The organism is Pseudomonas edaphica, assembly GCF_965277385.1.
GTDB lineage: Bacteria > Pseudomonadota > Gammaproteobacteria > Pseudomonadales > Pseudomonadaceae > Aquipseudomonas > Aquipseudomonas edaphica.
Genome location: NZ_OZ255725.1, coordinates 4,807,294 through 4,829,601 on the forward strand (window position 1 = coordinate 4,807,294; position 22,308 = coordinate 4,829,601).

At 60.0% G+C, this 22,308-nt stretch carries 23 protein-coding genes; 21 read left to right on the forward strand and 2 right to left on the reverse strand.

Features of this window, described 5'->3' with window-relative positions:
• Positions 1-34: 34 nt before the first annotated feature.
• The 6 genes from ACQY47_RS21925 (at position 35) to ACQY47_RS21950 (ending at position 6,058) form a co-directional block, all read left to right on the forward strand.
• Positions 35-514, forward strand: a complete 480-nt coding sequence (locus ACQY47_RS21925; RefSeq protein ID WP_026013792.1) for a GNAT family N-acetyltransferase — start codon at positions 35-37, stop codon at positions 512-514.
• A 248-nt stretch (positions 515-762) separates the two neighbouring features.
• On the forward strand, positions 763-1,584 hold the full coding sequence (locus ACQY47_RS21930) for an SDR family oxidoreductase (RefSeq protein WP_428551797.1): 822 nt from the start codon (positions 763-765) through the stop codon (positions 1,582-1,584).
• A 22-nt stretch (positions 1,585-1,606) separates the two neighbouring features.
• Positions 1,607-2,587: a substrate-binding domain-containing protein gene (locus tag ACQY47_RS21935; protein WP_017138346.1), complete on the forward strand. Its 981-nt coding sequence runs from the start codon at positions 1,607-1,609 to the stop codon at positions 2,585-2,587.
• A complete protein-coding gene (gene araG, locus ACQY47_RS21940; protein WP_428551800.1) occupies positions 2,584-4,083 on the forward strand; it encodes an L-arabinose ABC transporter ATP-binding protein AraG in 1,500 nt (499 codons plus the stop codon). Before ACQY47_RS21935 ends, araG begins: the two co-directional genes overlap by 4 nt.
• Positions 4,084-4,102: 19 nt before the next feature.
• A complete protein-coding gene (araH, locus tag ACQY47_RS21945; RefSeq protein ID WP_017138344.1) occupies positions 4,103-5,068 on the forward strand; it encodes an L-arabinose ABC transporter permease AraH in 966 nt (321 codons plus the stop codon).
• A gap of 186 nt (positions 5,069-5,254) precedes the next feature.
• Complete coding sequence (locus ACQY47_RS21950; RefSeq protein WP_017138343.1) at positions 5,255-6,058, forward strand: IclR family transcriptional regulator; 804 nt, start codon at positions 5,255-5,257, stop codon at positions 6,056-6,058.
• Here the strand turns inward: ACQY47_RS21950 and ACQY47_RS21955 are convergent, their stop codons facing one another.
• The gene (locus ACQY47_RS21955; RefSeq protein WP_017138342.1) at positions 6,059-7,111 is read right to left on the reverse strand and encodes an NAD(P)-dependent alcohol dehydrogenase; all 1,053 of its coding nucleotides are present in this window, start codon (positions 7,109-7,111) and stop codon (positions 6,059-6,061) included. It lies immediately after the preceding gene.
• Positions 7,112-7,332: 221 nt separating this feature from the next.
• On the opposite strand from ACQY47_RS21955, the gene ACQY47_RS21960 reads away from it, so the two are divergent.
• Entirely contained in the window at positions 7,333-8,226 is an 894-nt protein-coding gene (locus ACQY47_RS21960; protein WP_428551805.1) for an AraC family transcriptional regulator N-terminal domain-containing protein, read from the forward strand.
• Between the two features lie 174 nt (positions 8,227-8,400).
• Here the strand turns inward: ACQY47_RS21960 and ACQY47_RS21965 are convergent, their stop codons facing one another.
• A complete protein-coding gene (locus tag ACQY47_RS21965) occupies positions 8,401-10,065 on the reverse strand; it encodes an electron transfer flavoprotein-ubiquinone oxidoreductase (RefSeq protein ID WP_017138340.1) in 1,665 nt (554 codons plus the stop codon).
• 507 nt (positions 10,066-10,572) lie between these two features.
• Here ACQY47_RS21965 and ACQY47_RS21970 point away from each other — a divergent pair.
• The 14 genes from ACQY47_RS21970 (at position 10,573) to ACQY47_RS22035 (ending at position 22,209) form a co-directional block, all read left to right on the forward strand.
• Positions 10,573-11,322, forward strand: a complete 750-nt coding sequence (locus tag ACQY47_RS21970) for an electron transfer flavoprotein subunit beta/FixA family protein (protein WP_017138339.1) — start codon at positions 10,573-10,575, stop codon at positions 11,320-11,322.
• 2 nt (positions 11,323-11,324) lie between these two features.
• The gene (locus ACQY47_RS21975) at positions 11,325-12,254 is read left to right on the forward strand and encodes an electron transfer flavoprotein subunit alpha/FixB family protein (protein ID WP_428551809.1); all 930 of its coding nucleotides are present in this window, start codon (positions 11,325-11,327) and stop codon (positions 12,252-12,254) included.
• Between the two features lie 83 nt (positions 12,255-12,337).
• Positions 12,338-13,159, forward strand: a complete 822-nt coding sequence (locus tag ACQY47_RS21980; protein WP_428551812.1) for a substrate-binding periplasmic protein — start codon at positions 12,338-12,340, stop codon at positions 13,157-13,159.
• Positions 13,160-13,168: 9 nt separating this feature from the next.
• A complete protein-coding gene (locus ACQY47_RS21985) occupies positions 13,169-13,531 on the forward strand; it encodes a DUF4398 domain-containing protein (protein WP_099548765.1) in 363 nt (120 codons plus the stop codon).
• Positions 13,528-14,343 (forward strand): OmpA family protein, encoded by an 816-nt coding sequence (locus tag ACQY47_RS21990; protein WP_428551817.1) that lies wholly within the window; start codon positions 13,528-13,530, stop codon positions 14,341-14,343. The genes ACQY47_RS21985 and ACQY47_RS21990 overlap by 4 nt, the downstream gene beginning before the upstream one ends.
• 284 nt (positions 14,344-14,627) lie before the next feature.
• Positions 14,628-16,067: a PLP-dependent aminotransferase family protein gene (locus tag ACQY47_RS21995; RefSeq protein ID WP_017138335.1), complete on the forward strand. Its 1,440-nt coding sequence runs from the start codon at positions 14,628-14,630 to the stop codon at positions 16,065-16,067.
• 115 nt (positions 16,068-16,182) lie between these two features.
• The gene (locus ACQY47_RS22000) at positions 16,183-16,674 is read left to right on the forward strand and encodes a translation initiation factor 2 (RefSeq protein ID WP_428551820.1); all 492 of its coding nucleotides are present in this window, start codon (positions 16,183-16,185) and stop codon (positions 16,672-16,674) included.
• A gap of 161 nt (positions 16,675-16,835) precedes the next feature.
• A complete protein-coding gene (locus tag ACQY47_RS22005; RefSeq protein WP_017138333.1) occupies positions 16,836-17,090 on the forward strand; it encodes a YkgJ family cysteine cluster protein in 255 nt (84 codons plus the stop codon).
• A 41-nt stretch (positions 17,091-17,131) separates the two neighbouring features.
• On the forward strand, positions 17,132-17,737 hold the full coding sequence (locus tag ACQY47_RS22010) for an START domain-containing protein (protein ID WP_017138332.1): 606 nt from the start codon (positions 17,132-17,134) through the stop codon (positions 17,735-17,737).
• 103 nt (positions 17,738-17,840) lie between these two features.
• Entirely contained in the window at positions 17,841-18,077 is a 237-nt protein-coding gene (locus tag ACQY47_RS22015) for a hypothetical protein (protein WP_026013791.1), read from the forward strand.
• 213 nt (positions 18,078-18,290) lie between these two features.
• Positions 18,291-18,632, forward strand: a complete 342-nt coding sequence (locus ACQY47_RS22020) for a ribonuclease E inhibitor RraB (protein ID WP_003193463.1) — start codon at positions 18,291-18,293, stop codon at positions 18,630-18,632.
• A 413-nt stretch (positions 18,633-19,045) separates the two neighbouring features.
• Complete coding sequence (locus ACQY47_RS22025) at positions 19,046-20,455, forward strand: circularly permuted type 2 ATP-grasp protein (protein ID WP_017138329.1); 1,410 nt, start codon at positions 19,046-19,048, stop codon at positions 20,453-20,455.
• 3 nt (positions 20,456-20,458) lie between these two features.
• Positions 20,459-21,409 (forward strand): alpha-E domain-containing protein, encoded by a 951-nt coding sequence (locus ACQY47_RS22030; RefSeq protein ID WP_017138328.1) that lies wholly within the window; start codon positions 20,459-20,461, stop codon positions 21,407-21,409.
• Entirely contained in the window at positions 21,406-22,209 is an 804-nt protein-coding gene (locus ACQY47_RS22035; RefSeq protein WP_428551827.1) for a transglutaminase family protein, read from the forward strand. The genes ACQY47_RS22030 and ACQY47_RS22035 overlap by 4 nt, the downstream gene beginning before the upstream one ends.
• Positions 22,210-22,308: the final 99 nt, after the last annotated feature.

Sequence of the window (22,308 nt, forward strand, 5' to 3'; positions counted from 1 at the left end):
GTATGTGGCCTTTGACATTGCCCAAGGCCCGCCCATGACCATCGAGATTCGCCCTGCCGTGCCCAGCGATGCTGCGCAGATCCTGACTTTCATCACTGAACTTGCCGAGTACGAAAAGGCCCGGCACGAAGTGATCGCCAGTGTGGTGGATATCGAGCGCAGCCTGTTCAGCGAGGGCGCCACCGCCCATGGCCTGATCTGTTCGCGGGATGGCCTGCCGATTGGCTTTGCGGTGTTCTTTTTCAGTTACTCCACCTGGCTGGGCAGCAACTGCCTGTACCTCGAAGACCTCTACATCAACCCCGAGCAACGTGGCGGCGGGGCGGGCAAGAAGCTCTTGCGGCACCTGGCCAAGATCGCCTGCGACAACGGTTGCGGGCGTTTCGAGTGGAGCGTGCTGGACTGGAACGAGCCGGCGATTGCCTTCTACAAGTCCATCGGCGCCCAGCCGCAGGAGGAGTGGGTGCGCTATCGCATGGAGGGTAATGCACTGCGCGACTTTGCCCAGGGCTGAAACCCTCTTTCAAAAACACTGAAGGCCCAATGTGTGAGGGCTTGGGTGGGAGCTGGCTTGCCTGCGATACAAGCACCTCGGTATTTCAGTTGTACCGAGGTGCTTGTATCGCAGGCAAGCCAGCTCCCACTTTTTTTGTGTTAAGTCTCACAATATGGGATGCAAATTTATATATTGAGATATTTCAAAAGATGGGTTTATAGTCGGCGGCATCAGCACTCACTACCAAAAATAAAACAGGTGAAGCGATGCAGCCCCAACCGTTGTCATTACCCGCCGTGCCCGAACCCACCTATGGCGAGCGGCTGAAAAACAAAGTGGTGATCATCACCGGTGCCGCTCAAGGGATAGGCGAGGCGATCGTCGCCTGCTTCCAGGCCCAGCAGGCACGGCTGGTGATTGCGGATATCCAGGCCGAAAAGGTTGAGCAAGTCGCCGCCCACTGGCGCGAACGCGGCGCTGAGATTGTCGCGCAGGCCGTCGATATAACCTCCAAAGAGCAATGGCAGTCGCTGGTCAACCTGGCTGTCGAGCGCTTTGGCCGTGTGGATGTGTTGATCAACTGCGCGGGCGTCAACGTGTTCCGTGACCCGCTGGAGATGACCGACGACGATTGGCGCCGCTGCTTCGCCATCGACCTCGACGGTGCCTGGTTCGGCTGCCGCACCGTGCTGCCGCACATGATCGAGCAGGGCATCGGCAACATCATCAACATCGCCTCCACCCATTCCAGCCACATTATTCCCGGCTGCTTTCCCTATCCGGTTGCCAAGCATGGCCTGCTCGGCTTGACCCGCGCCCTGGGCATTGAATATGCGCCCAAAGGCATCCGCGTGAATGCCATTGCGCCGGGCTACATCGAAACCCAGCTCAACGTCGATTACTGGAACGGGTTCCCTGACCCGCATGCCGAGCGCCAGCGCGCCTTCGATTTGCACCCGCCCAAGCGCATCGGCCAACCGGTCGAGGTGGCGATGACGGCGCTGTTTCTGGCCACCGACGAGGCGCCCTTTATCAACGCAACCTGCCTGATGATCGATGGCGGGCGTTCCGTGATGTACCACGACTAACAACAATCAAGAGAGGTGGTTCATGTTCAAGAAGACGTTAGGCGCCGTGGCGCTGGCGATGGCCTTCAGCGGTTTTGCCGCGGCCGAAGAAGTGAAGATCGGCTTCCTGGTCAAGCAGGCCGAAGAGCCTTGGTTCCAGACCGAATGGGCCTTTGCCGAAAAGGCCGGTAAGGACCAGGGCTTCACCGTGATCAAGATCGCCGTGCCTGACGGCGAGAAAACCTTGTCCGCCATCGACACCCTCGCCGCCAACGGCGCCAAGGGGTTTGTGATCTGCCCGCCGGACGTGTCCCTCGGCCCAGCGATCATGGCCAAGGCCAAGCTCAACGGCTTGAAAGTGCTGGCGGTGGATGACCGCTTCGTCGATGCCAAGGGCAAGCCCATGGAAGACGTGCCTTATGTGGGCCTGGATGCCTACAAGATCGGCCAGAAGCAAGGCGAGGCCATGGCCGCCGAAGCCAAGCATCGTAACTGGGACTGGAAGGACACCTACGCCGTCATCAACACCTTTGACGAGCTGGAAACCGGCAAAAAACGCACCGACGGTTCGGTCGAAGGCCTCAAGGCCGCCGGCTTGCCCGCTGACCACATCCTGTTCAGCGCGCAGAAAACCCTCGACGTGCCAGGCAGCATGGATTCCACCAACTCGGCGCTGGTAAAGCTGCCGGGCACCGCGAAAAACCTGATCATCGGCGGCATGAACGACAGCACCGTGCTGGGCGGCGTGCGCGCCACCGAAAGCGCCGGCTTCAAGGCGGCCAATGTGATTGGCGTGGGCATCAATGGCACTGATGCGATTGAAGAGTTGAAGAAAACCGACACCGGCTTCTACGGCTCAATGCTGCTCAGCCCCGATGCATCCGGCTACAAAACCGCCACAGCGATGTTCGAGTGGGTCACTAAAGGCACCGAGCCTGCCAAGTTCACCGCCCTGGATAACGTAACCCTCATCACCCGCGCCAACTTCAAGGAAGAGTTGAGCAAAATCGGTCTGTGGAAATGACCGGCGCGGCCTTGCGTTTCAACGGCATCGGCAAGGAGTTTCCCGGGGTCAAGGCGCTGGCGCAAATCAGCTTTGAAGCGCGGCCGCACTCGGTGCATGCGCTGATGGGCGAGAACGGCGCGGGCAAGTCCACGCTGCTCAAGATCCTCGGCGGTGCCTACACGCCCAGCAGCGGCACGGTGCAGATCGGCGAGCAGGTCATGGCGTTCAAGAACGCCGCCGACAGCATCGCCAACGGCGTGGCGGTGATTCACCAGGAGCTGCATCTGGTGCCGGAAATGACCGTGGCCGAGAACCTGTTTCTCGGGCATTTGCCGTCGCGTTTCGGCGTGGTCAACGGCGGCCAGCTGCGCAAGCAGGCGTTGGCGTGCCTTAAAGGCCTGGCCGATGAAATCGATCCGCAAGAGAAGCTTGGGCGTTTGTCCCTCGGCCAGCGCCAACTGGTGGAAATCGCCAAGGCGTTGTCCCGTGGTGCCCATGTGATTGCTTTTGACGAACCCACCAGCAGCCTGTCGGCGCGGGAAATCGACCGCCTGATGGCGATCATCACGCGCCTGCGCGATGAGGGCAAAGTGGTGCTGTATGTGTCGCATCGCATGGAAGAAGTGTTCCGTATTTGCGATGCGGTGACGGTGTTCAAGGACGGCCGTTATGTGCGCACTTTTGACGACATGGCCACACTGACTCACGACCAGTTGGTGACCTGCATGGTCGGGCGCGATATCCAGGATATCTACGATTACCGCCCGCGCGAACGCGGTGAGGTGGCGCTCAAGGTTAACGGTTTGCTTGGGCCTGGCCTGCGCGAAGCGGTCAGCCTGCAGGTGCACAAGGGCGAGATTCTCGGCCTTTTCGGGCTGGTGGGCGCCGGGCGTACCGAGCTGTTTCGTTTGCTCAGTGGCCTGGAACGCGCAACGGCCGGGCAGTTGGAATTGTTTGGGCAAGCCCTGCCATTACATTCACCACGCGATGCCATCGCCGCCGGTGTGCTGCTGTGCCCGGAGGACCGCAAAAAGGAAGGCATCATCCCGCTGTCCAGCGTGGCCGAGAACATCAACATCAGTGCGCGTGGCGCGCATTCGACCTTTGGCTGGCTGTTGCGTGAAGGCTGGGAGAAGGGCAACGCCGATAAGCAGATCAAGGCGATGAAAGTCAAAACGCCGAACGCCGAGCAGAAAATCATGTACCTGTCCGGCGGCAATCAACAGAAGGCCATTCTTGGCCGCTGGCTGTCGATGCCGATGAAAGTGTTGCTGCTGGATGAGCCCACACGCGGCATCGATATCGGCGCCAAGTCGGAGATCTACCAGATCATTCATAACCTTGCGGCCAGCGGCATTGCGGTGATTGTGGTGTCCAGCGACCTGATGGAAGTGATGGGCATCTCTGATCGCATCCTGGTGTTGAGTGAAGGCGCGCTGACTGGCGAGTTGACCCGCGACCAGGCGGATGAAGCGAAGCTGTTGCAACTGGCTCTCCCGCGTTCGCGGGCTTGAAGAATTCGAGGGTATAGGTATGTCACAGGTAAAAACTGCAAAGGGCTTTTGGCCGGGCTTCAACCAACGCAAATTTCTCGATGACTGGGTGATGCTGCTCGCGGCATTGAGCATCTTTGTGCTCAGCGCGCTGTTTATCGACAACTTCCTCTCGCCGCTGAATATGCGCGGGCTGGGCCTGGCGATTTCGACGGTGGGCATCGCTGCGTGCACCATGCTGTTCTGCCTGGCGTCGGGGCATTTCGACTTGTCAGTCGGCTCGGTGATCGCCTGTGCCGGTGTGGTCGCGGGGATTGTGATTCGTGACACCGACAGCGTGGTACTCGGCGTGTCCGCTGCGTTGGCCATGGGCCTGGTAGTGGGGCTGATCAATGGCATCGTGATCGCCAAGCTGCGCATCAACGCGTTGATCGCAACCTTGGCGACCATGCAGATCGTGCGCGGCCTGGCCTATATCTTTTCCAACGGCAAGGCGGTCGGCGTGATGGACGAACGCTTCTTCGTGTTCGGCAACGGCCAACTGATGGGCGTGCCGGTGCCGATTATCATCACCGTGTTGTGCTTTGTGTTCTTCGGCTGGCTGCTCAACTACACCACCTACGGGCGCAACACCATGGCCATCGGCGGCAACCAGGAAGCGGCGTTGCTGGCCGGGGTGAATGTCGACCGCACCAAGATCATCATCTTTGCCGTGCACGGCTTGATCGGCGCATTGGCCGGGGTGATCCTCGCCTCGCGCATGACCTCGGGCCAGCCAATGATCGGCCAGGGCTTCGAGCTGACGGTAATCTCGGCGTGTGTGTTGGGCGGTGTGTCGTTGAGCGGCGGTATCGGCATGATCCGCCATGTGATTGCCGGGGTGTTGATTCTGGCGATCATCGAGAACGCGATGAACCTGAAGAACATCGACACGTTTTACCAGTATGTGATCCGGGGCTCGATCCTGCTCTTGGCGGTCATCATCGACCGCATGAAGCAACGCTGAACCCTAGCGCTGTGAAGATCCAAATGTGGGAGCTGGCTTGCCTGCGATGGCGGTGGGTCAGCTTAATATTCGTTGGCTGACCCACCGCCATCGCAGGCAAGCCAGCTCCCACAATGGATCTCCTCTGTTCAGCAGGGCTGCATTTGCCATAATGGCGCCGTTTTCGTACTTCCCAATAGGCCCGATATGCAGGAAAACGCCCACATCCCCGTCAAAGACGCCGCCCCCACCGGCACCCAGACCCTGCTGCGTGGCCTGGGCGTGGTGCAAGCGGTGGCGGCGGGTGCGCGCGACTTGAAAGAGATCGCCAGGCGCATCGGCACCACCCGCAGTACCACTCACCGGCTGGCCAGTTGCCTGGTTGAGGAGCGTTACCTGCGCGTGGTGCCGCAAGTAGGTTATTTGCTCGGGCCGAAACTGATCGAACTGGGTTTTCAGGCCCGTGACGAACTGCCGCTGGTGACCCTGGCGGTGCCGTACCTGGATGAACTGTCGGCGCTGACTGGCGACACCATCCACTTGGCGATTCGTGAATACGACGACGTGCTCTACCTGCACAAGAACCCCGGCCGCTACGGCCCGGAAATGCGCTCGCGAGTCGGCCATCGCATGCCGCTGGCGCGCACCGGTGTGGGCAAGGCAATGTTGCTGGATGACTCTGTGCAGGAGTGGCAGCGCCTGTATGAAGCCAGCCTGCCCGCCGAGGGCAAGAGCCAGCAATGGCCAGCGCACCCGGAGCAATCCTGGGCGCAGTTCGAGCAGCGCATGCGCGAATACGTGGAGGGTGGGTATGCGTTCGACCTGGAAGACAACGAACCGTCGATCCGTTGTGTGGCGGCACCGGTGCGCGATGCCAGCCGGCGAATCGTCGCCGGCATCAGCATCGCCAGTACCGTGCCCTACATGCCGCTGGAAAAGATGGCCGAGCTGATCCCTGTGATCAAACAGGTCGCAGCGCGGCTGTCAGCGGAGTTGGGCGCTAAGGCCTGATCAGGCCTTCAAGGTCGCCATGTCGATGACAAAGCGGTACTTCACATCGCCGGCGATCATGCGGGTGTAAGCCTCGTTGATCTGGCGGATATCGAGCATTTCGATATCGCAGGTGATGTTGTGCTCGGCGCAGAAATCCAGCACTTCCTGGGTTTCGGCAATGCCGCCGATCAACGAACCGGCCAGCACTTTACGGCCCAGCACCAGCTTGGCAGCGTTCACCGGTGGGTCGACCGGTTCGATCAAGCCAACCAGGATATGCACGCCGTCAAAGCGCAGCACGTCGAGGTAGGGGTTCAGGTCGTGTTGCACCGGAATGGTGTCCAGCAGGAAATCGAAGCTGCCGGCGGCGGCTTTCATCTGCTCGGCATCGGTGGACACGATGACATGGTCGGCACCCTGGCGACGGCCTTCTTCAGCCTTGCTCGCGGAGCGGGTGAACAGCGTAACTTCTGCGCCCATGGCCTTGGCGAACTTGATGCCCATGTGGCCCAGGCCGCCCATGCCCAGCACGCCGACTTTGTCGCCAGCCTTCACGCCGTAGTGCTTGAGTGGCGAGTAGGTGGTGATGCCTGCGCACAGAATCGGCGCGGCGCTGGCCAGGTCGAGCTTGGCCGGGATCTTCACCACAAAGTGCTCGCTGACCACGATGCTGTCGGAGTAACCGCCCATGGTGTTGCTGCCATCCACCCGGTCCGGGGTGGCGTAGGTCATGGTCGGGCCTTCGAGGCAGTACTGCTCAAGGTCCGCATGGCAAGCGTCGCAGTGGCGGCACGAATCAACCATGCAGCCCACGCCCACCAGGTCGCCGACTTTGTGCGCGGTCACGCTGGCGCCGACGGCGGTGACTTTGCCGACGATCTCGTGGCCCGGCATCAGCGGGTACACGGCGATGCCCCACTCGTTGCGTGCCTGGTGGATGTCGGAGTGGCATACGCCGCAGTACAGAATCTCGATGGCTACATCGTCGGCGCGCGGGCTGCGGCGTTCGAAGGACATGGGGGCGAGGGGAGTGGTGGCCGACTGGGCGGCATAACCGATGGCGGTGTACATACAGAAACCTCGCAAAAGGATTGACTAGGGAGGCGGCGTATTTTCCGCGCAGGGCCGGGATGCGGCCATGGCGATTGCTCCGAACCTCATGCCTAAAGCTCCGGAGGAGCAGCTAAAAGCGTCAAGCCTCAAGCCGCAAGCTATAAACTGCACACTCTCTTGCAGCTTTAGACTTGAAGCTTGCAGATGCGCCGATCTGAAAACTTCTGAGAACTGCTTTTATGTTGTTGACCCGCCATCTCGATGCCAACGCCACGCTGGTTGCCTTGATTGAGGACCTGACGCCCTGTGACGGTTTCTCCCCGACGCACCTGCCCGGTGTGAAGGTATTGCGCGCCAGTTGCGACGTGGCACGCGGCCCGCAGATCTACGAACCGAGCCTGATGTTCGTGGCCCAAGGCAGCAAGGTCGCCTATTTAGGCCCACGCACACTGGAGTATGGCGCCGGGCACTACCTGATCCAGGCGATGCCGGTGCCGTTCGAATGCGAAACCTTTGCCATGGCGCCCGACGCGCCGCTGTACGGGGTTACCGTGGGGATTGATCGCGTGGTGCTCGGCGAACTGGTCATGGCCATGGGCATGCAGGCCGGGCCGCCGCCGACGGCGCAGACATTGGAATCCATGAGCTCGGTGATGCTCGATGATGCAATGCGCGGCAGCGTCGAACGGCTATTGCAGTGCCTGCACGATCCGCTGGAAAGCCGGATCATGGGCCCGGCGCGGGTCCGGGAAGTGTTGTTTACCGCATTGCGCGGGCCACAGGCGGATGTGCTGCGTGCCTTGGTGGAACAACAAGGGCAATTCTCACGTATTGCCACCTCGTTGAATCACCTGCATGCCCATTACGCCGAGCCTCTGAACATTGAGACGTTGGCCGGGTATGCGCATATGAGTGCGTCGACCTTTCATGAGCACTTCAAGCGTTGCACGCTGCTGTCGCCGGTGCAGTATTTGAAGCGCTTGCGGTTGTTGAAGGCTCAGCAGCTGCTGCTGGTGGAAGGCTTGGGCGTGGCGCAGGCGGCGCATAACGTGGGGTATCAGAGTACATCGCAGTTCAGTCGGGAATATAAGCGTTACTTCTTGCGTAACCCGGGTGAAGAACGGGCGGCGTAGGTCAGGCAACACACTCTCTAAATGTGGGAGCTGGCTTGCCTGCGATAGCGGTGGGTCAGTAATGAATAGGTGGCTGACACACCGCTATCGCAGGCAAGCCAGCTCCCACATTGGATCTGTGCCGGGCATAAAAAAGGCTCCCGTTTGGGAGCCTTTTTTGTTCAAGCAACTGCCTTACATATTCGGGTAAGTCGGCCCACCCGCGCCTTCCGGCGTAACCCACGTGATGTTCTGCGAAGGGTCCTTGATGTCACAGGTCTTGCAGTGCACGCAGTTCTGGGCGTTGATCTGGAAGCGCTTCTCACCGTCTTCCTTGGTGATCACTTCATACACGCCAGCCGGGCAGTAGCGCTGCGCCGGTTCATCGTAGAGCGGCAGGTTGGTGCCGATCGGGATGCTCGGGTCTTTGAGTTTCAAGTGGCACGGCTGCTCTTCTTCGTGGTTGGTACCGGAGATGAACACCGAGCTCAGCTTGTCGAAGCTCAGTTTGCCGTCGGGTTTTGGGTAGTCGATCTTCTTGCTGTCCTTGGCGAGCTTCAGGCAGGCGTAGTCCGGCTTGGTGTCGTGCAAGGTAAACGGCATTTTGCCGCCGAGGATGTTCTGGTCGAACCAGTTGAAGCCGGCGCCGATGATCGGGCCGAACTTGTGCATCGCCGGGCCGAAGTTGCGGCTGGCGAACAGCTCTTCGTAGAGCCAGCTGGCCTTGAAACCGTCGACGTAGTTGGTCAGTTCGTCACCGCCTTCGGAGTCCGCGAACAGGCGCTCGGCCACGGCGTCGGCAGCGAGCATGCCGGACTTCATCGCGGTGTGGCTGCCTTTGATCTTGGCCACGTTCATGGTGCCCAGGTCGCAGCCGATCAAGGCGCCGCCTTTGAAGACCATCTTCGGCAACGAGTTGATGCCGCCTTTGGCCAGGGCACGCGCGCCGTAGCTGACGCGTTTGCCGCCTTCCAGGTATTGCGCCAGCACCGGGTGGTGCTTGAGGCGCTGGAACTCATCGAACGGCGACAGGAAGGTGTTGCTGTAGGACAGGTCGACGATCAGGCCGACAACCACCTGGTTGTTTTCCAGGTGATAAAGGAACGAGCCGCCGGTGTTCTCGTTGCTCATGATGTCCAGCGGCCAGCCGGCGGTATGAACCACCAGGCCAGGCTGATGCTTGGCGGGGTCGATTTCCCAGATTTCCTTTAGGCCGATGCCGTAGTGCTGGGCGTCGGCGTCGCTGTCCAGGTTAAAACGCTGGATCAGTTGCTTGCCGATGTGGCCACGGCAACCTTCGGCGAACAGCGTGTACTTGCCACGCAGCTCCATGCCTGGGGTGTACACGCCTTCTTTTGGATGGCCTTCGCGGTCGACGCCGAGGTCGCCGGTGATGATCCCGCGCACCACGCCGTTCTCGTCGAACAGCGCTTCCTGGGCGGCGAAGCCTGGGTAGACTTCTACGCCCAGGTTCTCGGCCTGCTGGGCCAGCCAGCGGCACAGGTTGCCCAGGGAGATAATGTAGTTGCCTTCGTTGTGCATGGTCTTGGGCACGAAGAAGTCAGGCACCTTGGTGGAGGCTTCAGGGCTGCGCAGTACATAGATGTCGTCGCGCACAACCGGGGTATTGAGCGGAGCGCCGAGTTCCTTCCAGTCCGGGAACAGTTCGTTCAGGGCGCGTGGTTCGAACACGGCACCGGAGAGGATGTGAGCGCCGACTTCGGAGCCTTTCTCGACCACGCAGACGCTGATTTCTTTACCGGCTTCGGCGGCCTTCTGCTTCAGTCGGCAGGCGGCAGACAGGCCTGCCGGGCCAGCGCCGACGATGACCACGTCGAATTCCATGTATTCGCGTTCCACAGGCTATCTCCTACTCAAGGCTCAACAGGCTTTTTTTTCTAATGGATGGAGGTTCGGTGTCGTCTTGCAACAACGGCAAGACCCACCTTTCTCTCTAGGTGGCGCATTATATCTACACCACTGGCAGCGTCCAATACAAACGTTTGTTTGAATTGCTCGCAGGCTAGGTAAATCAAAGCAACGCGGCTTATGACTGGCTATTTTGGCGTATTGACCAGAATAGGCGTTCCGGTCAATATACGGTCGGTTTTGCGCTTACCGTAGGCAGACAGCAGGTTTCAAGAGCACGTCCAAAAGCAAGACAGGTGACGCGTGCCTAAACAATGGTGCGCAGTTTACACACTGCGATAAAGAATGACCTCTCAGTCACCCCTGACGAACGGTCATCATTTCCCCATCGCTAAGTCATCCGCCGAAGTTTTTGGAGGTGCCCTTGTGTGCCGATGAGCATCAACCGCCAGGTTCGCCTAGGCGACTTTCTTTTCACCGGAGAGTAACGAGGAATCCATGAAGGTTCTTGTAGCTGTCAAACGCGTTGTCGATTACAACGTGAAAGTTCGCGTCAAGGCGGACAATTCCGGCGTCGACCTTGCTAACGTCAAAATGTCGATGAACCCTTTCTGCGAAATCGCTGTGGAAGAAGCTGTACGCCTGAAAGAGAAAGGCGTGGCGACTGAAATCGTGGTGGTTTCCATCGGCCCTACCACTGCTCAAGAGCAGCTGCGTACCGCCCTGGCCCTGGGCGCCGACCGCGCCATTCTGGTTGAGTCGGCTGAAGACCTGACCTCCCTGGCCGTGGCCAAGTTGCTCAAGGCCGTTGTCGACAAGGAACAGCCTCAGCTGGTGATCCTCGGCAAACAAGCCATCGACAGCGACAACAACCAGACTGGCCAGATGCTGGCTGCGCTGACCGGTTACGGCCAGGGCACCTTCGCTTCCAAAGTCGAAGTGAGCGGCGACAGCGTCGCTGTGACCCGTGAAATCGACGGCGGCGCACAGACCGTTTCGTTGAAACTGCCGGCCATCGTCACCACCGACCTGCGTTTGAACGAGCCGCGCTACGCGTCCCTGCCAAACATCATGAAAGCCAAGAAGAAGCCGCTCGAGTCGGTGACTCCAGAAGCTTTGGGCGTTTCCACCGCCTCTACCAACAAGACCGTCAAGGTTGAAGCACCGGCTGCACGCAGCGCGGGCATCAAGGTCAAGTCGGTGGCTGAATTGGTCGAGAAACTGAAAAACGAAGCGAAGGTGATCTGATCATGGCTATCCTCGTAATCGCCGAACACGACAACAAGGTGCTGGCCCCGGCCACGCTGAACACCGTGGCCGCTGCCGCTAAAATCGGCGGCGACATCCACGTGCTGGTAGCTGGTCTTGGCGCTGGCGCCGTGGCTGAAGCCGCTGCGAAAATCGCGGGCGTGAGCAAAGTCCTGAATGCTGACAACGCCGCCTACGCGCATCAGTTGCCAGAAAACGTTGCTCCGCTGGTAGCTGAGCTGGGCGCTGGCTACAGCCACATCCTGGCTGCTGCTACCTCCAACGGCAAAAACATCCTGCCACGCGTTGCCGCGCAGCTGGACGTTGACCAGATCTCCGAGATCATCTCGGTAGAAAGCGCTGACACCTTCAAGCGCCCGATCTACGCCGGTAATGCCATCGCCACCGTACAGTCCAACGCTTCGGTCAAAGTCATCACCGTGCGTGCCACCGGTTTCGACCCGGTTGCCGCTGAAGGTGGTTCGGCTGCCGTTGAAGCTGTGGCTGCTGCCCACGACGCTGGCACTTCCAGCTTTGTTGGCGAAGAGCTGGCCAAGTCGGATCGCCCTGAGCTGACCGCTGCCAAAATCGTCGTTTCCGGCGGCCGCGGCATGCAGAACGGTGACAACTTCAAACACCTGTACGCCCTTGCCGACAAGCTGGGCGCTGCGGTCGGCGCTTCCCGCGCGGCCGTCGACGCAGGTTTCGTACCCAACGACATGCAGGTCGGCCAGACCGGCAAAATCGTTGCGCCACAGCTGTACATCGCCGTCGGTATCTCCGGCGCGATCCAGCACTTGGCCGGTATGAAAGACTCCAAGGTGATCGTTGCGATCAACAAGGACGAAGAAGCGCCAATCTTCCAGGTGGCTGATTACGGCCTGGTTGCGGACTTGTTCGAAGCCGTACCCGAGTTGGAGAAGCTGGTCTAATCCAGTTGCTTCACTTATAAAGAGCCCGGTCTTGTGACCGGGCTTTTTTTTGCCCGGCTTTTTTGAACATCGGAGAAACCGCCATGGATCTGCGTCCCGTATTGCTGGCACTGACACTTGGATTGGCGCTACTGCCTGGCCTCGCGCTGGCTGCCGGCAAGTGTGAGCGCCTGGTGATCACCGGCAGCCCGGACGCGCCGCCGTTGCTGTGGCGTGACCCTCAAGACCCAACGCACCTGATCGGCGCCACGGCTGATGTACTGCAACAAATCGGCAAGGACCTGGGCCTTAAAATCGACCTGCTTTACGGCGGCAAACGCTCCCTGGCCCTGGATGAAGTGCGCAGCGGGCGCATGGACATCCTCGCCGATGCGCCGCTGAACCTGGGCGAGCTGGAAACCCTCGACTACATCCATCCGGCACTGGTGCAGATCGACTACCTGGTGTGGACGCGCAAGGATTCACCGCTGGTTTACACCACTGCTGACGACTTGCACGGGCATAAAGGCGCGGTCTCCGAGCGTGCGCGCTTGAGCGCTGGTTTCGACACCTTCGCCGGCCAGCAGCTCAGCTTGCAACGCCTGCCCAACTTGACCCCGGCGTTCCAGAAACTGCTGCTGGGTGAAGTCGACTACGTGCTGGCCGGGCGCTACTCGGGCATGGCCATGGCCCAGACGCTGGGCATGAGCAACGACCTTGTCGCCCGTGAAATACCCGTCGACCAGCCCGGCCTGTACCTGGCGATTTCCCACAACTCCGCCTGCAACGATCCGTGGCTGCGCGGACAGCTGGCGAAAAAGATGACAGAATTACCCGCGTCTGGTGTCGCGCAAGCCGCTTTGCAGCGCAACCTCGAACGCTGGAAAGCGCAATTGCAGCAACCCGTCGGCACCCCAGCAAAGTAAGGATTTTCAGTGACTCTTCGACCTCTTCTCGCGGCCCTCGCCGTTGTCGCTCTGGCGGGATGTGCAGCTGATCCTGCGCCGAACGAACAAATACGCCTCACCCAGCAGGCCTTGGAACAGGCCAACGCCGTGGGCGCCAGCACCGATGAATCGCCTGAACTGAAACTGGCTGAAGACAAGTTCGCCAAGGCCCGGGCCGACATGGCCGACCAATCCTACAAAGATGCGCGCATGCAGGCCGAACAGGCCGAGCTGGACGCGCGTCTGGCTGAAGCGCGGGTATTGACGCGCAAAAGCCAGGAACAGTTGAACGTGCTTAACACCCGCATCGCCCGACTGCGCAAACAATTGCAGCTGGGAGAAGCCCAATGAGCCCGCTGATCCGTGGTTTGAGCTGTGTGCTGCTGCTGGGCAGCGCGACGTTGGGCGGTTGCGCCAGCCATCCCAACAGCGAGCAGGCGTTGCAGCAGGCCGGCAGCGACTTCCAGAAGGTCAAGGAAGACGCGAATGTGCTGCGTTTTGCGCCCAAGGATGTGATTCGTGCCGGCGAATCCCTGGCCCGCGCCGATCGCTTGTCCAGCTACTGGGGCAGCGGCCCCGACGTGGTGCATTACGCCTACCTGAGCCAGCGCTACAGTGAGATCGCCCGCGAACACACCGAGCAGGGGCTCAACGCCGAGCGCGGCACCAAGCTGGAGCTGGAACGCCAGCGCCTGCAATTGGCCCTGCGTGAGAGCAAGTTGGCGAGCGTGCAGCAGCAAGGCAAATGGCTCGAAGAGCAAATCGCCAGCCTGACCACCACCCAGACCAATCGCGGCCTGGTCATGACGTTGGGCGATGTGTTGTTCGACACCGGTGACGCCGAGCTGCAAAACTCGGCCAACCGCACCGTGCTGAAAATTGTGCAGTTCTTGCAGTTGAACCCCAAGCGCGTGGTGCGCATCGAGGGTTATACCGACAACACCGGTGGCGAGCAGGAAAACCTCAAGCTGTCGCGCGACCGTGCGCAATCGGTGGCCGATGTGCTGATGGACCTGGGCATTGATGAAAAACGTATCCAGGTCGAGGGTTACGGTGACCAGTACCCGGTAGAGGCCAACGCCTCAGAGCGCGGCCGCGCGCAGAACCGCCGGGTGGAAATTGTGTTCTCCGACGAAAAAGGCCAACTGGGCGCCGCCCGCTAAAAACCTGCATCGATCAATGTGGGAGCTGGCTTGCCTGCGATGCAGGCGCCTCGGTATGTCAGGCAAACCGAGGCGATACTATCGCAGGCAAGCCAGCTCCCACAGGTTGCCGTGTACACACAGAACCGATCATTGATCGGTTTTTTTATGCACCTTACCCCTACAGTTTTCTCTATCACTGCCGCCCGCGCTCGACTATTGTGGCAACTGTCCCCGTACACTTCTAAACTGTGCCGGTATGTTTCACACAAAAATAAAATACCCGTGAAATCGAGTGCTGCGTCATGACCAATCTGTTGCTTTACCAACGTATCGCCCAGCAACTGGCTGAGGACATCCGGCGCGGTGTCTATCAACCCGGCGAGCGCGTGCCTTCGGTGCGCAAGATGAGCTCACAGCTCAACGTCAGCCACGCCACGGTGTTGCAGGCGTATGCGAACCTGGAAGACCAGGGGCTGATCCGCGCGCGGCCGCAGTCGGGTTATTACGTGCACCAGACGCCTGCGCTCACTGCGCCGACGCCGGATATCGCCCGGGTTGAGCGTCCGGGGTTGGTCACGCGCAGCAGCATTATCCAGCAGGTATTGGTCGAGTCGCGCCGCGAAGGCGTGTTCCCGTTGGGTGCGGCCGTGCCGAGTGTCGATTATTTGCCGGTGCGCGCGTTGCACCAGCAACTGGCCAAGGTCACGCGCTTCCAAAGCCCGCGGGCCTTCAGCTACATGTTCAGCCCGGGTTTTGAACCATTGCGCCGCCAGGTGGCGATTCGCATGCGCGATGCTGGCGTGGTAGTGGACCCCTCCGAAGTGGTGATCACCCACGGGTGCGTTGATGCGTTGCAGATGTCGTTGCGCGTACTGACCCGTCCGGGCGACCTCATCGCGGCTGAATCACCGACCTATTACGGCTTGCTGCAACTGGCCGACCTGCTGGGCCTCAAAGTCATCGAGATCCCCAGCGACCCGGCTACGGGCATGAGCCTTGAGGCGCTGCAACTGGCGGCCAACCAATGGTCGATCAAGGCCTTGGTGCTGACCACGCGCCTGAGCAATCCGCTGGGCGCGACCATGCCCGAGGAACGGCAGAAACAGTTGCTGCGCCTGGCCTCGGATTTCGATATCCAGATCGTCGAGGACGATATCTACGGCGAGCTGATGTTCGAACTGGGCCGCACCAAGGCGCTCAAAGCCTATGACCGCCTGGATCGGGTGATCTACTGCTCGAGTTTCTCCAAAACCCTGTCCCCCGGCGTGCGCATCGGCTGGATGATTGCCGGCAAGTACCAGCAGGAAATCCAGCGGCTGCAAATGTTCAGCACCCACTCGGCGTGCAGCGTCACCCAGATGGGTGTGGCGGCGTACCTGGAGAACGGTGGCTACGACCGGCACCTGCGCTACATCCGCCAGGAATACCGCAAGAACCTCAGCGCATTCCAGCTGGCGGTGCAGCAGTATTTCCCCGAAGGCACGCAGATGACCCGGCCGACCGGCGGCTTTATCCTGTGGGTCAGTTTGCCCGGCAGGGTCAATACCCAGGAACTGCACGTGCGTGCGCTGCAGCAGGGCATCAGCATTGCACCGGGAGTCATCTTCAGTAATACGGAACAGTTTAACCACTGTATTCGCCTTAACTGCGGCACGCCGTGGAACCGTGAGGCAGAGCGGGCGCTGATGACGCTGGGGATGTTGGCCAGCCAGTTGTGCCAGGAAACTGCGGCCGGGTTTTGAACCAGGGCTGAGGCGCGTAAAGGGGACACTCATGTTGACCGACTGATCAGCAGGCTTGTCATGCCGCGTTCAACAAGCGAGCATATGGCCCTCTGCCGTTAATGCTGTAGGCAATATGACCTCTATTTTTCGTGCTGTTGTGGTAATTGGCCTGTTAAGTCTGTGTAACGTCGGCACCGTCCTGGCGGCAGCCCCCGTGACTGAAAGCAAGCCCGCAGCCAATACCCAGCAGGAGACTTCGGCGAAGAAACCGGCGCCGGTTAAAAAAGCCCCGGCGGCCAAGAAAAAAACCGGCGTCGTGAAAAAACGTGCACCGGTGGCGAGTAAATCCAAATCTGCCCACGAAGTAGCCCAGACCAAACTGCCACCGGCACAGTTGGACCTGTCCTTGCCAACCGAAATGGTCAGGCACTTGCAGCCCCTCGGCACTATGCCTAAGCCCAAGAGTGTGCCGCTGTTGCCGCCGATGTTTGCGGAAAAACCCACCGACAACAGCGCGTTCCAGATCAATGGCCGCCTACTGAGCAACCAGATGCAGTTGCAGCTGCGTAACGAAGAGCGCCGCGACATTGAAGGCGCTGCGCTGGATTTCGAATTCAAGCAATAAAATTGCGCGCTTAGGTGACGCACGCCCTCGACCATCTGTCGCAGACTGGTCGGTCACTTTTGTTTTGTGCGAAAAACCCCTGTTAGACCATTTTAAAACGGCTGTTTAAGGGCGTACTCTAGCCCGGCCATCCATATTGAGTCGTCGAGGACCTGCTGGTCATGAAATGCCGTGAAGGCTGTGGCGCATGCTGCATTGCCCCCTCCATCAGTTCACCGTTACCGGGAATGCCCAATGGCAAACCTGCGGGAGAACGTTGCCTGCACCTGTCGGTCGAACAGCTATGCCAGCTGTTCGGGCAACCGGAGCGGCCGGCGGTGTGCAGTGATTTCAAGGCAGACCTTGAGGTGTGCGGCAATGATCAGGCCGATGCGATCCGTTTGATCGGCTGGTGGGAGCAGATGACGGCGGCTTGATGGGCTTTACTATCGGAACTTCAAAAATAAGGAATACAACAATGGGTTCGTTGAAACGATTGGCTGTCTTGTGCGGTTTTACGGTGTTGTTTGCTGCCACTGCCCAGGCTGAAGATTGGCAAGTCGCCAAGGACGAAGACGGTATCAAAGTGTCCTTGAGCGAAATTGCCGGCTCCAAGTACAAGGCTTATCGCGGTGTCACCCTGATCAAAGCCCCCGTCGCCAAGATCCAGGCCCTGCAGGAAGACGTGGCCGGTGCCTGCGCCTGGATCCACGAATGCAAATCGCAAAAACTGCTCAAGACCGAAGGTGACAAGAGCTGGACCTACACTCAGTTCAAGGCGCCGTTTCCGGTGACCGACCGCGACTCGATCCTGGAGATCACCACCTCCAAGGCCGCCGACGGCACCGTGACCCGCAAACTGCTGGAAGTGCCGACTTATCAGCCCGAAGTCAAAGGTTACGTGCGCGTAGCCCAAGTGGACGGTTACTGGAAACTGGTGCCAAAGGGCGATAACCAGACCGAAGTCACTTACCAGGTGCACACCGAGCCAGGCGGCAGCGTGCCATCGTGGCTGGCCAACAAGTTCGTGGTGGACGCACCGTTTAACACCTTGAAAGCCTTGAAAGAACACGCTGAAAAATAAGCGCAGTTGATCCGGTGCCTCAGGCCTTGAGTGGAACGTTTGCCGACCGCTCAAGGTCCAGATAGATGTGAGCCCACACATGGGCTTTATCGAGGAGGCACCGATGCAAACGTGGCAGATTACCTTCGTAGATGATCACGGTGTAAAGACCGTGGAGCAGTTCGCCTGCGCGCAAAAGCCCAGCCTCGAAGATGCGGCGCACATGATCCGCAACAAGCTCGTGCCCGTGGCCGCCGAACTTGATCTCAATGACCTGGAGGGCCGCAAGCCCGAGCCGACGGTCAAGATCCTCAAAGATCAGAACAGCATTCAAATCCTCGACATCTCACCCGCCGCCTGAACATTTCCTGTAGGACCACGAAACCCCTCTGGTGGAGGTGATAGCTTCGCGCTACTCTGCAATTGAGATCAGCGAATGAATCGCTAAGGTCTGGTCTTGTCAGCTACAGGCTTGTTTTCCAACGGTGTTGTATTTGTCGTAGCTCCCGCGCCAGTAGGGCGCGGGCTTCGGGAAGCACGGAAAGTCTATCCATCGGTTTGAGGAGGACGTTTCATGAGCACAGCCTATCAAGAAGACATCAGCACCAACGTACTGCGCCGGATGAAAGAAGGCGGGTTCGACTTCTCGCGTTTTCACCCCATCGAGTTCTACGCCATTTTCCCGGATGAGGAACGTGCGCGCAGGGCTGCGGGTCGCTTTCGCGGGGAATCCCTGAATGCCCAGGTCAGCGCGCGCGACGATGGCGCCTGGTACCTGGAGTTGAGCAAAATCATGTTCGCAACCTACGACGGCATAGGAGACTTCGAGCAAGACTTTGAGGCGGTGGTGGAACCGCTGGGCGGCATCATCGAGGGATGGGGCGTCAAGCAGGAGGTGCGTGGGTTACCCATGTAGTGCGATTTGTATGAGTAAAGCAGCGTATCGGCTGACCTTCGGGTCGGCCGTTTTTGTGTGTGCTGTATGAAATCTCCTAACCGCCACCTCACTTTTCTTGCACCAAAAAAAAGCCACCCAAACAGGGTGGCCCAAAGGGAAGAGCGGTTCGCTGAAACTGTAGGACGTGTCCTGTTCAGCCGATGGGGGTGATTATCCGCAAGGCGGGGCGGGCAGTGAAATCAACTCTGGCTATGCTGTTGATAGTCAAAACCCGCATTACGATGAAGCGCGGGGCGTGACGGCGGGCATTCTACGCACCAGGAAGGTGCGAGTGGATTCCGTTGTTTATTCAACTCACTGATTTTTAAGTGTTTATGCCGATGGCGCGGGCCTTGCAACACTGCTTGCGTCCGAGTGACAAGGAGTACGGCATGACCCGCACTTATTACGATGAAATGTACGACGGGGCAGGGCAGGTCCGGCCCCATTACCGCGAGTTCGCCCGCTGGTTGGCTGATACGCCCGCCGAACTGCTCGCGCAACGTCGGCGTGAAGCCGATTTGCTGTTCCACCGTGCCGGCATCACCTTCACCCTTTACGGGGACGAGCAGGGCACCGAGCGCCTGATCCCGTTTGACACCATCCCGCGCAGCATTCCCGCCAGTGAATGGCGGATGGTCGAGCGTGGCTGCATTCAACGGGTCAAGGCGCTGAACCTGTTCCTGGCCGACCTGTACCACGGGCAACGCATCATCAAGGCCGGCATCATCCCCGCCGAACAAGTGCTGGCCAATGACCAATACCAACTGGCCATGCAGGGCCTGAACCTGCACCGTGATCTGTATTCCCACATCTCCGGCGTCGACCTCGTGCGCGACGGTGACGGCACGTACTACGTGCTGGAAGACAATTTGCGCACGCCAAGCGGTGTGAGCTACATGCTCGAAGACCGCAAGATGATGATGCGCCTGTTCCCGGAACTGTTTGCGGCCCAGCGCATTGCGCCCATCGACCACTATCCCAACCTGCTGCTCGACACCCTGAAAAGCTCAAGCCCACTGGATAACCCAAGCGTGGTGGTGCTGACACCAGGGCGTTTCAACAGTGCGTTTTTCGAGCATGCCTTTTTGGCTCGTGAGATGGGCGTGGAACTGGTGGAGGGCGCCGACCTGTTCGTGCGTGATGACCGTGTGTTCATGCGCACCACCGACGGTCCCAAGGCCGTGGACGTGATCTACCGTCGCCTCGACGATGCGTTCCTCGACCCGCTGGCCTTCAACCCCGACTCAATGCTCGGCGTGCCCGGCCTGCTGGCCGCATACCGCTCGGGCAATGTGGTGCTGGCCAATGCGATCGGCACCGGGGTGGCGGATGACAAATCGGTGTACCCGTTTGTCACCGAGATGATCCGTTTTTACCTGGATGAAGAGCCTATTCTGCAGAACGTGCCGACCTTTCAATGCCGCAAGCCTGATGAATTGTCCCACGTGCTGGCCAACCTGCCGGATCTGGTGGTCAAGGAAACCCAAGGCTCCGGCGGCTACGGCATGCTGGTCGGCCCAGCCTCCACTGCGGCGGAAATCGAAGCCTTCCGCGCCCGTATCAAGGCCAAACCCCACGCCTATATCGCCCAGCCGACCCTGTGTTTATCCACCTGCCCGACCTTTGTTGAAAACGGTATCGCGCCACGGCATATCGACCTGCGCCCGTTCGTCTTGTCCGGCAAGGAAACCCGCGTGGTCCCCGGCGGCCTGACCCGCGTGGCGCTGCGTGAAGGTTCGCTGGTGGTCAACTCGTCCCAGGGCGGCGGCACCAAAGACACCTGGGTGGTCGAGGATTGAACCATGTTGAGTAGAACTGCCTCGGATTTGTACTGGATGTCTCGCTACCTGGAGCGCGCGGAAAACCTCGCGCGCATGCTTGATGTCAGCTATTCGCTGTCGCTGATGCCCCAGGATGGACGCGGCGATGGCCTGCACGAACTGGCCATGCCGCTGCTGATCACCGGCACCCTCGATGATTACCACGCGCGTCACGGTGAGTTGCATGCCGAGCGCCTGCTGCACTTTTTCGCACTGGACGCGGCCAACCCGGCGAGCATCTACAGCTGCCTCGGCGCCGCGCGGGCCAGCGCCCATGCGGTGCGCGGGCGAATTACCGCTGACATGTGGGAAAACATCAACACCACCTGGCTGGATATTCGCGATATCGCCCGGCAAGGGCTTAGCCGTTATGGCATGAGCCGTTTTTGTGAATGGGTCAAGGAGCGCTCGCACCTGTTCCGGGGCGCCACCTACGGCACCATCATGCGTAACGATGCGTTTCGCTTTATTCGCCTGGGCACCTTTATCGAACGCGCCGACAACACCCTGCGGCTGCTTGACGCTCGCTACGAAATGGCCGGTGACCAAGCAGCCGTCGTCACCGACGGCACGGCCCACGCCTACTATCAGTGGAGCGCCCTGCTGCGCGCCTTGTCGTCGTTCGAGGCCTACACCGAGATCTACCGCGACGCGCCCGGCGCCCGGCAAGTGGCTGAATTACTGTTGCTACGCGCCGACGTCCCGCGCTCATTAAGGGCGTGCAGCGAAGAGATCGACCAGATCCTCGCCAGCCTGCCCGGCATCAACGGCCGTCCGGCCCAGCGCCTGGCCGCCGAGATGGACGCGCGCCTGCGCTTTACCGCCATTGACGAAATCATCGAGGAAGGCCTGCACGCCTGGCTGACCGACTTCATCCCCTTGGTGCGCCAGTTGGGCGACGCCATTTACAGTTCCTACCTGGAGGCCGCATGAGACTCTCCATCAGCCACGAAACCACCTACCGCTACGAAGACCAGGTGCGCGCCAGCATTCAGTACCTGCGCCTTACGCCCCACGACAGCGAGCGCCAGCATGTGATCAGCTGGCAGCTGGATTTGCCGCGCCCGGTGCGCGCGCAAGTCGACCCGTTCGGCAATATCCTGCACGTGTTGACCCTGGATGAGCCCCACGATGCGATCATTATTGGCGCCCGAGGCCAGGTGGATATCGACGAGTTGCGTGAGGCGGAACACGAGAACCAGTCAGCGTTTCCGTTCCTGCGCAGCACGCGCCTGACAGAACCCGATGAAGCATTGCTGGGTTTTGCGCAACAGCACTGCCAGCAACGTCGCGATCGCAACGCGTTGATCGACCTGATGCACGCGCTCAACCAATCAATGGTCTACACGCCTGGCGCCACCGAAGTCGACACCTGCGCGGCCCAGGCCTTTGCCGGGCGTGCAGGCGTGTGTCAGGACCACACCCACGCGTTCCTGGCCTGCGCGCGCAGCCTGGGGATACCTGCGCGGTATGTGTCGGGGTATTTGTACACCGAAGACAGCACGCACCTGGCCAGCCACGCCTGGGCCGAAGCCTGGCTGGATGACGCCTGGTACAGCTTTGACGTGACCAACCAACTGGCCCGACCGGAGCGGCATTTGAAGCTGGCCGTAGGTTTGGATTACCTCGACGCCTGCCCGGTGCGCGGTATGCGCAGAGGCGGTGGGCATGAGCAAATGCATGCCAAGGTGTTCGTTGCGCCGACGCCGGTGATTTCGGTGCAGCAGCAATAGGCACAGCACTTTAAGTGTGGGAGCTGGCTTGCCTGCGATAGCAGTGGGTCAGCTACACCTGTGCGGGCTGGCAGGCCGCTATCGCAGGCAAGCCAGCTC

Bases quoted from the DNA above. Each gene is read 5' to 3' on its own strand.
- ACQY47_RS21925 (WP_026013792.1), top strand. From the start codon at position 35: ATGACCATCGAGATTCGCCCTGCCGTGCCCAGCGATGCTGCGCAGATC.
- ACQY47_RS21930 (WP_428551797.1), top strand. From the start codon at position 763: ATGCAGCCCCAACCGTTGTCATTACCCGCCGTGCCCGAACCCACCTAT.
- ACQY47_RS21935 (WP_017138346.1), top strand. From the start codon at position 1,607: ATGTTCAAGAAGACGTTAGGCGCCGTGGCGCTGGCGATGGCCTTCAGC.
- araG (WP_428551800.1), top strand. From the start codon at position 2,584: ATGACCGGCGCGGCCTTGCGTTTCAACGGCATCGGCAAGGAGTTTCCC.
- araH (WP_017138344.1), top strand. From the start codon at position 4,103: ATGTCACAGGTAAAAACTGCAAAGGGCTTTTGGCCGGGCTTCAACCAA.
- ACQY47_RS21950 (WP_017138343.1), top strand. From the start codon at position 5,255: ATGCAGGAAAACGCCCACATCCCCGTCAAAGACGCCGCCCCCACCGGC.
- ACQY47_RS21955 (WP_017138342.1), bottom strand. From the start codon at position 7,111: ATGTACACCGCCATCGGTTATGCCGCCCAGTCGGCCACCACTCCCCTC.
- ACQY47_RS21960 (WP_428551805.1), top strand. From the start codon at position 7,333: ATGTTGTTGACCCGCCATCTCGATGCCAACGCCACGCTGGTTGCCTTG.
- ACQY47_RS21970 (WP_017138339.1), top strand. From the start codon at position 10,573: ATGAAGGTTCTTGTAGCTGTCAAACGCGTTGTCGATTACAACGTGAAA.
- ACQY47_RS21975 (WP_428551809.1), top strand. From the start codon at position 11,325: ATGGCTATCCTCGTAATCGCCGAACACGACAACAAGGTGCTGGCCCCG.
- ACQY47_RS21980 (WP_428551812.1), top strand. From the start codon at position 12,338: ATGGATCTGCGTCCCGTATTGCTGGCACTGACACTTGGATTGGCGCTA.
- ACQY47_RS21990 (WP_428551817.1), top strand. From the start codon at position 13,528: ATGAGCCCGCTGATCCGTGGTTTGAGCTGTGTGCTGCTGCTGGGCAGC.
- ACQY47_RS21995 (WP_017138335.1), top strand. From the start codon at position 14,628: ATGACCAATCTGTTGCTTTACCAACGTATCGCCCAGCAACTGGCTGAG.
- ACQY47_RS22000 (WP_428551820.1), top strand. From the start codon at position 16,183: ATGACCTCTATTTTTCGTGCTGTTGTGGTAATTGGCCTGTTAAGTCTG.
- ACQY47_RS22005 (WP_017138333.1), top strand. From the start codon at position 16,836: ATGAAATGCCGTGAAGGCTGTGGCGCATGCTGCATTGCCCCCTCCATC.
- ACQY47_RS22010 (WP_017138332.1), top strand. From the start codon at position 17,132: ATGGGTTCGTTGAAACGATTGGCTGTCTTGTGCGGTTTTACGGTGTTG.
- ACQY47_RS22015 (WP_026013791.1), top strand. From the start codon at position 17,841: ATGCAAACGTGGCAGATTACCTTCGTAGATGATCACGGTGTAAAGACC.
- ACQY47_RS22020 (WP_003193463.1), top strand. From the start codon at position 18,291: ATGAGCACAGCCTATCAAGAAGACATCAGCACCAACGTACTGCGCCGG.
- ACQY47_RS22025 (WP_017138329.1), top strand. From the start codon at position 19,046: ATGACCCGCACTTATTACGATGAAATGTACGACGGGGCAGGGCAGGTC.
- ACQY47_RS22030 (WP_017138328.1), top strand. From the start codon at position 20,459: ATGTTGAGTAGAACTGCCTCGGATTTGTACTGGATGTCTCGCTACCTG.
- ACQY47_RS22035 (WP_428551827.1), top strand. From the start codon at position 21,406: ATGAGACTCTCCATCAGCCACGAAACCACCTACCGCTACGAAGACCAG.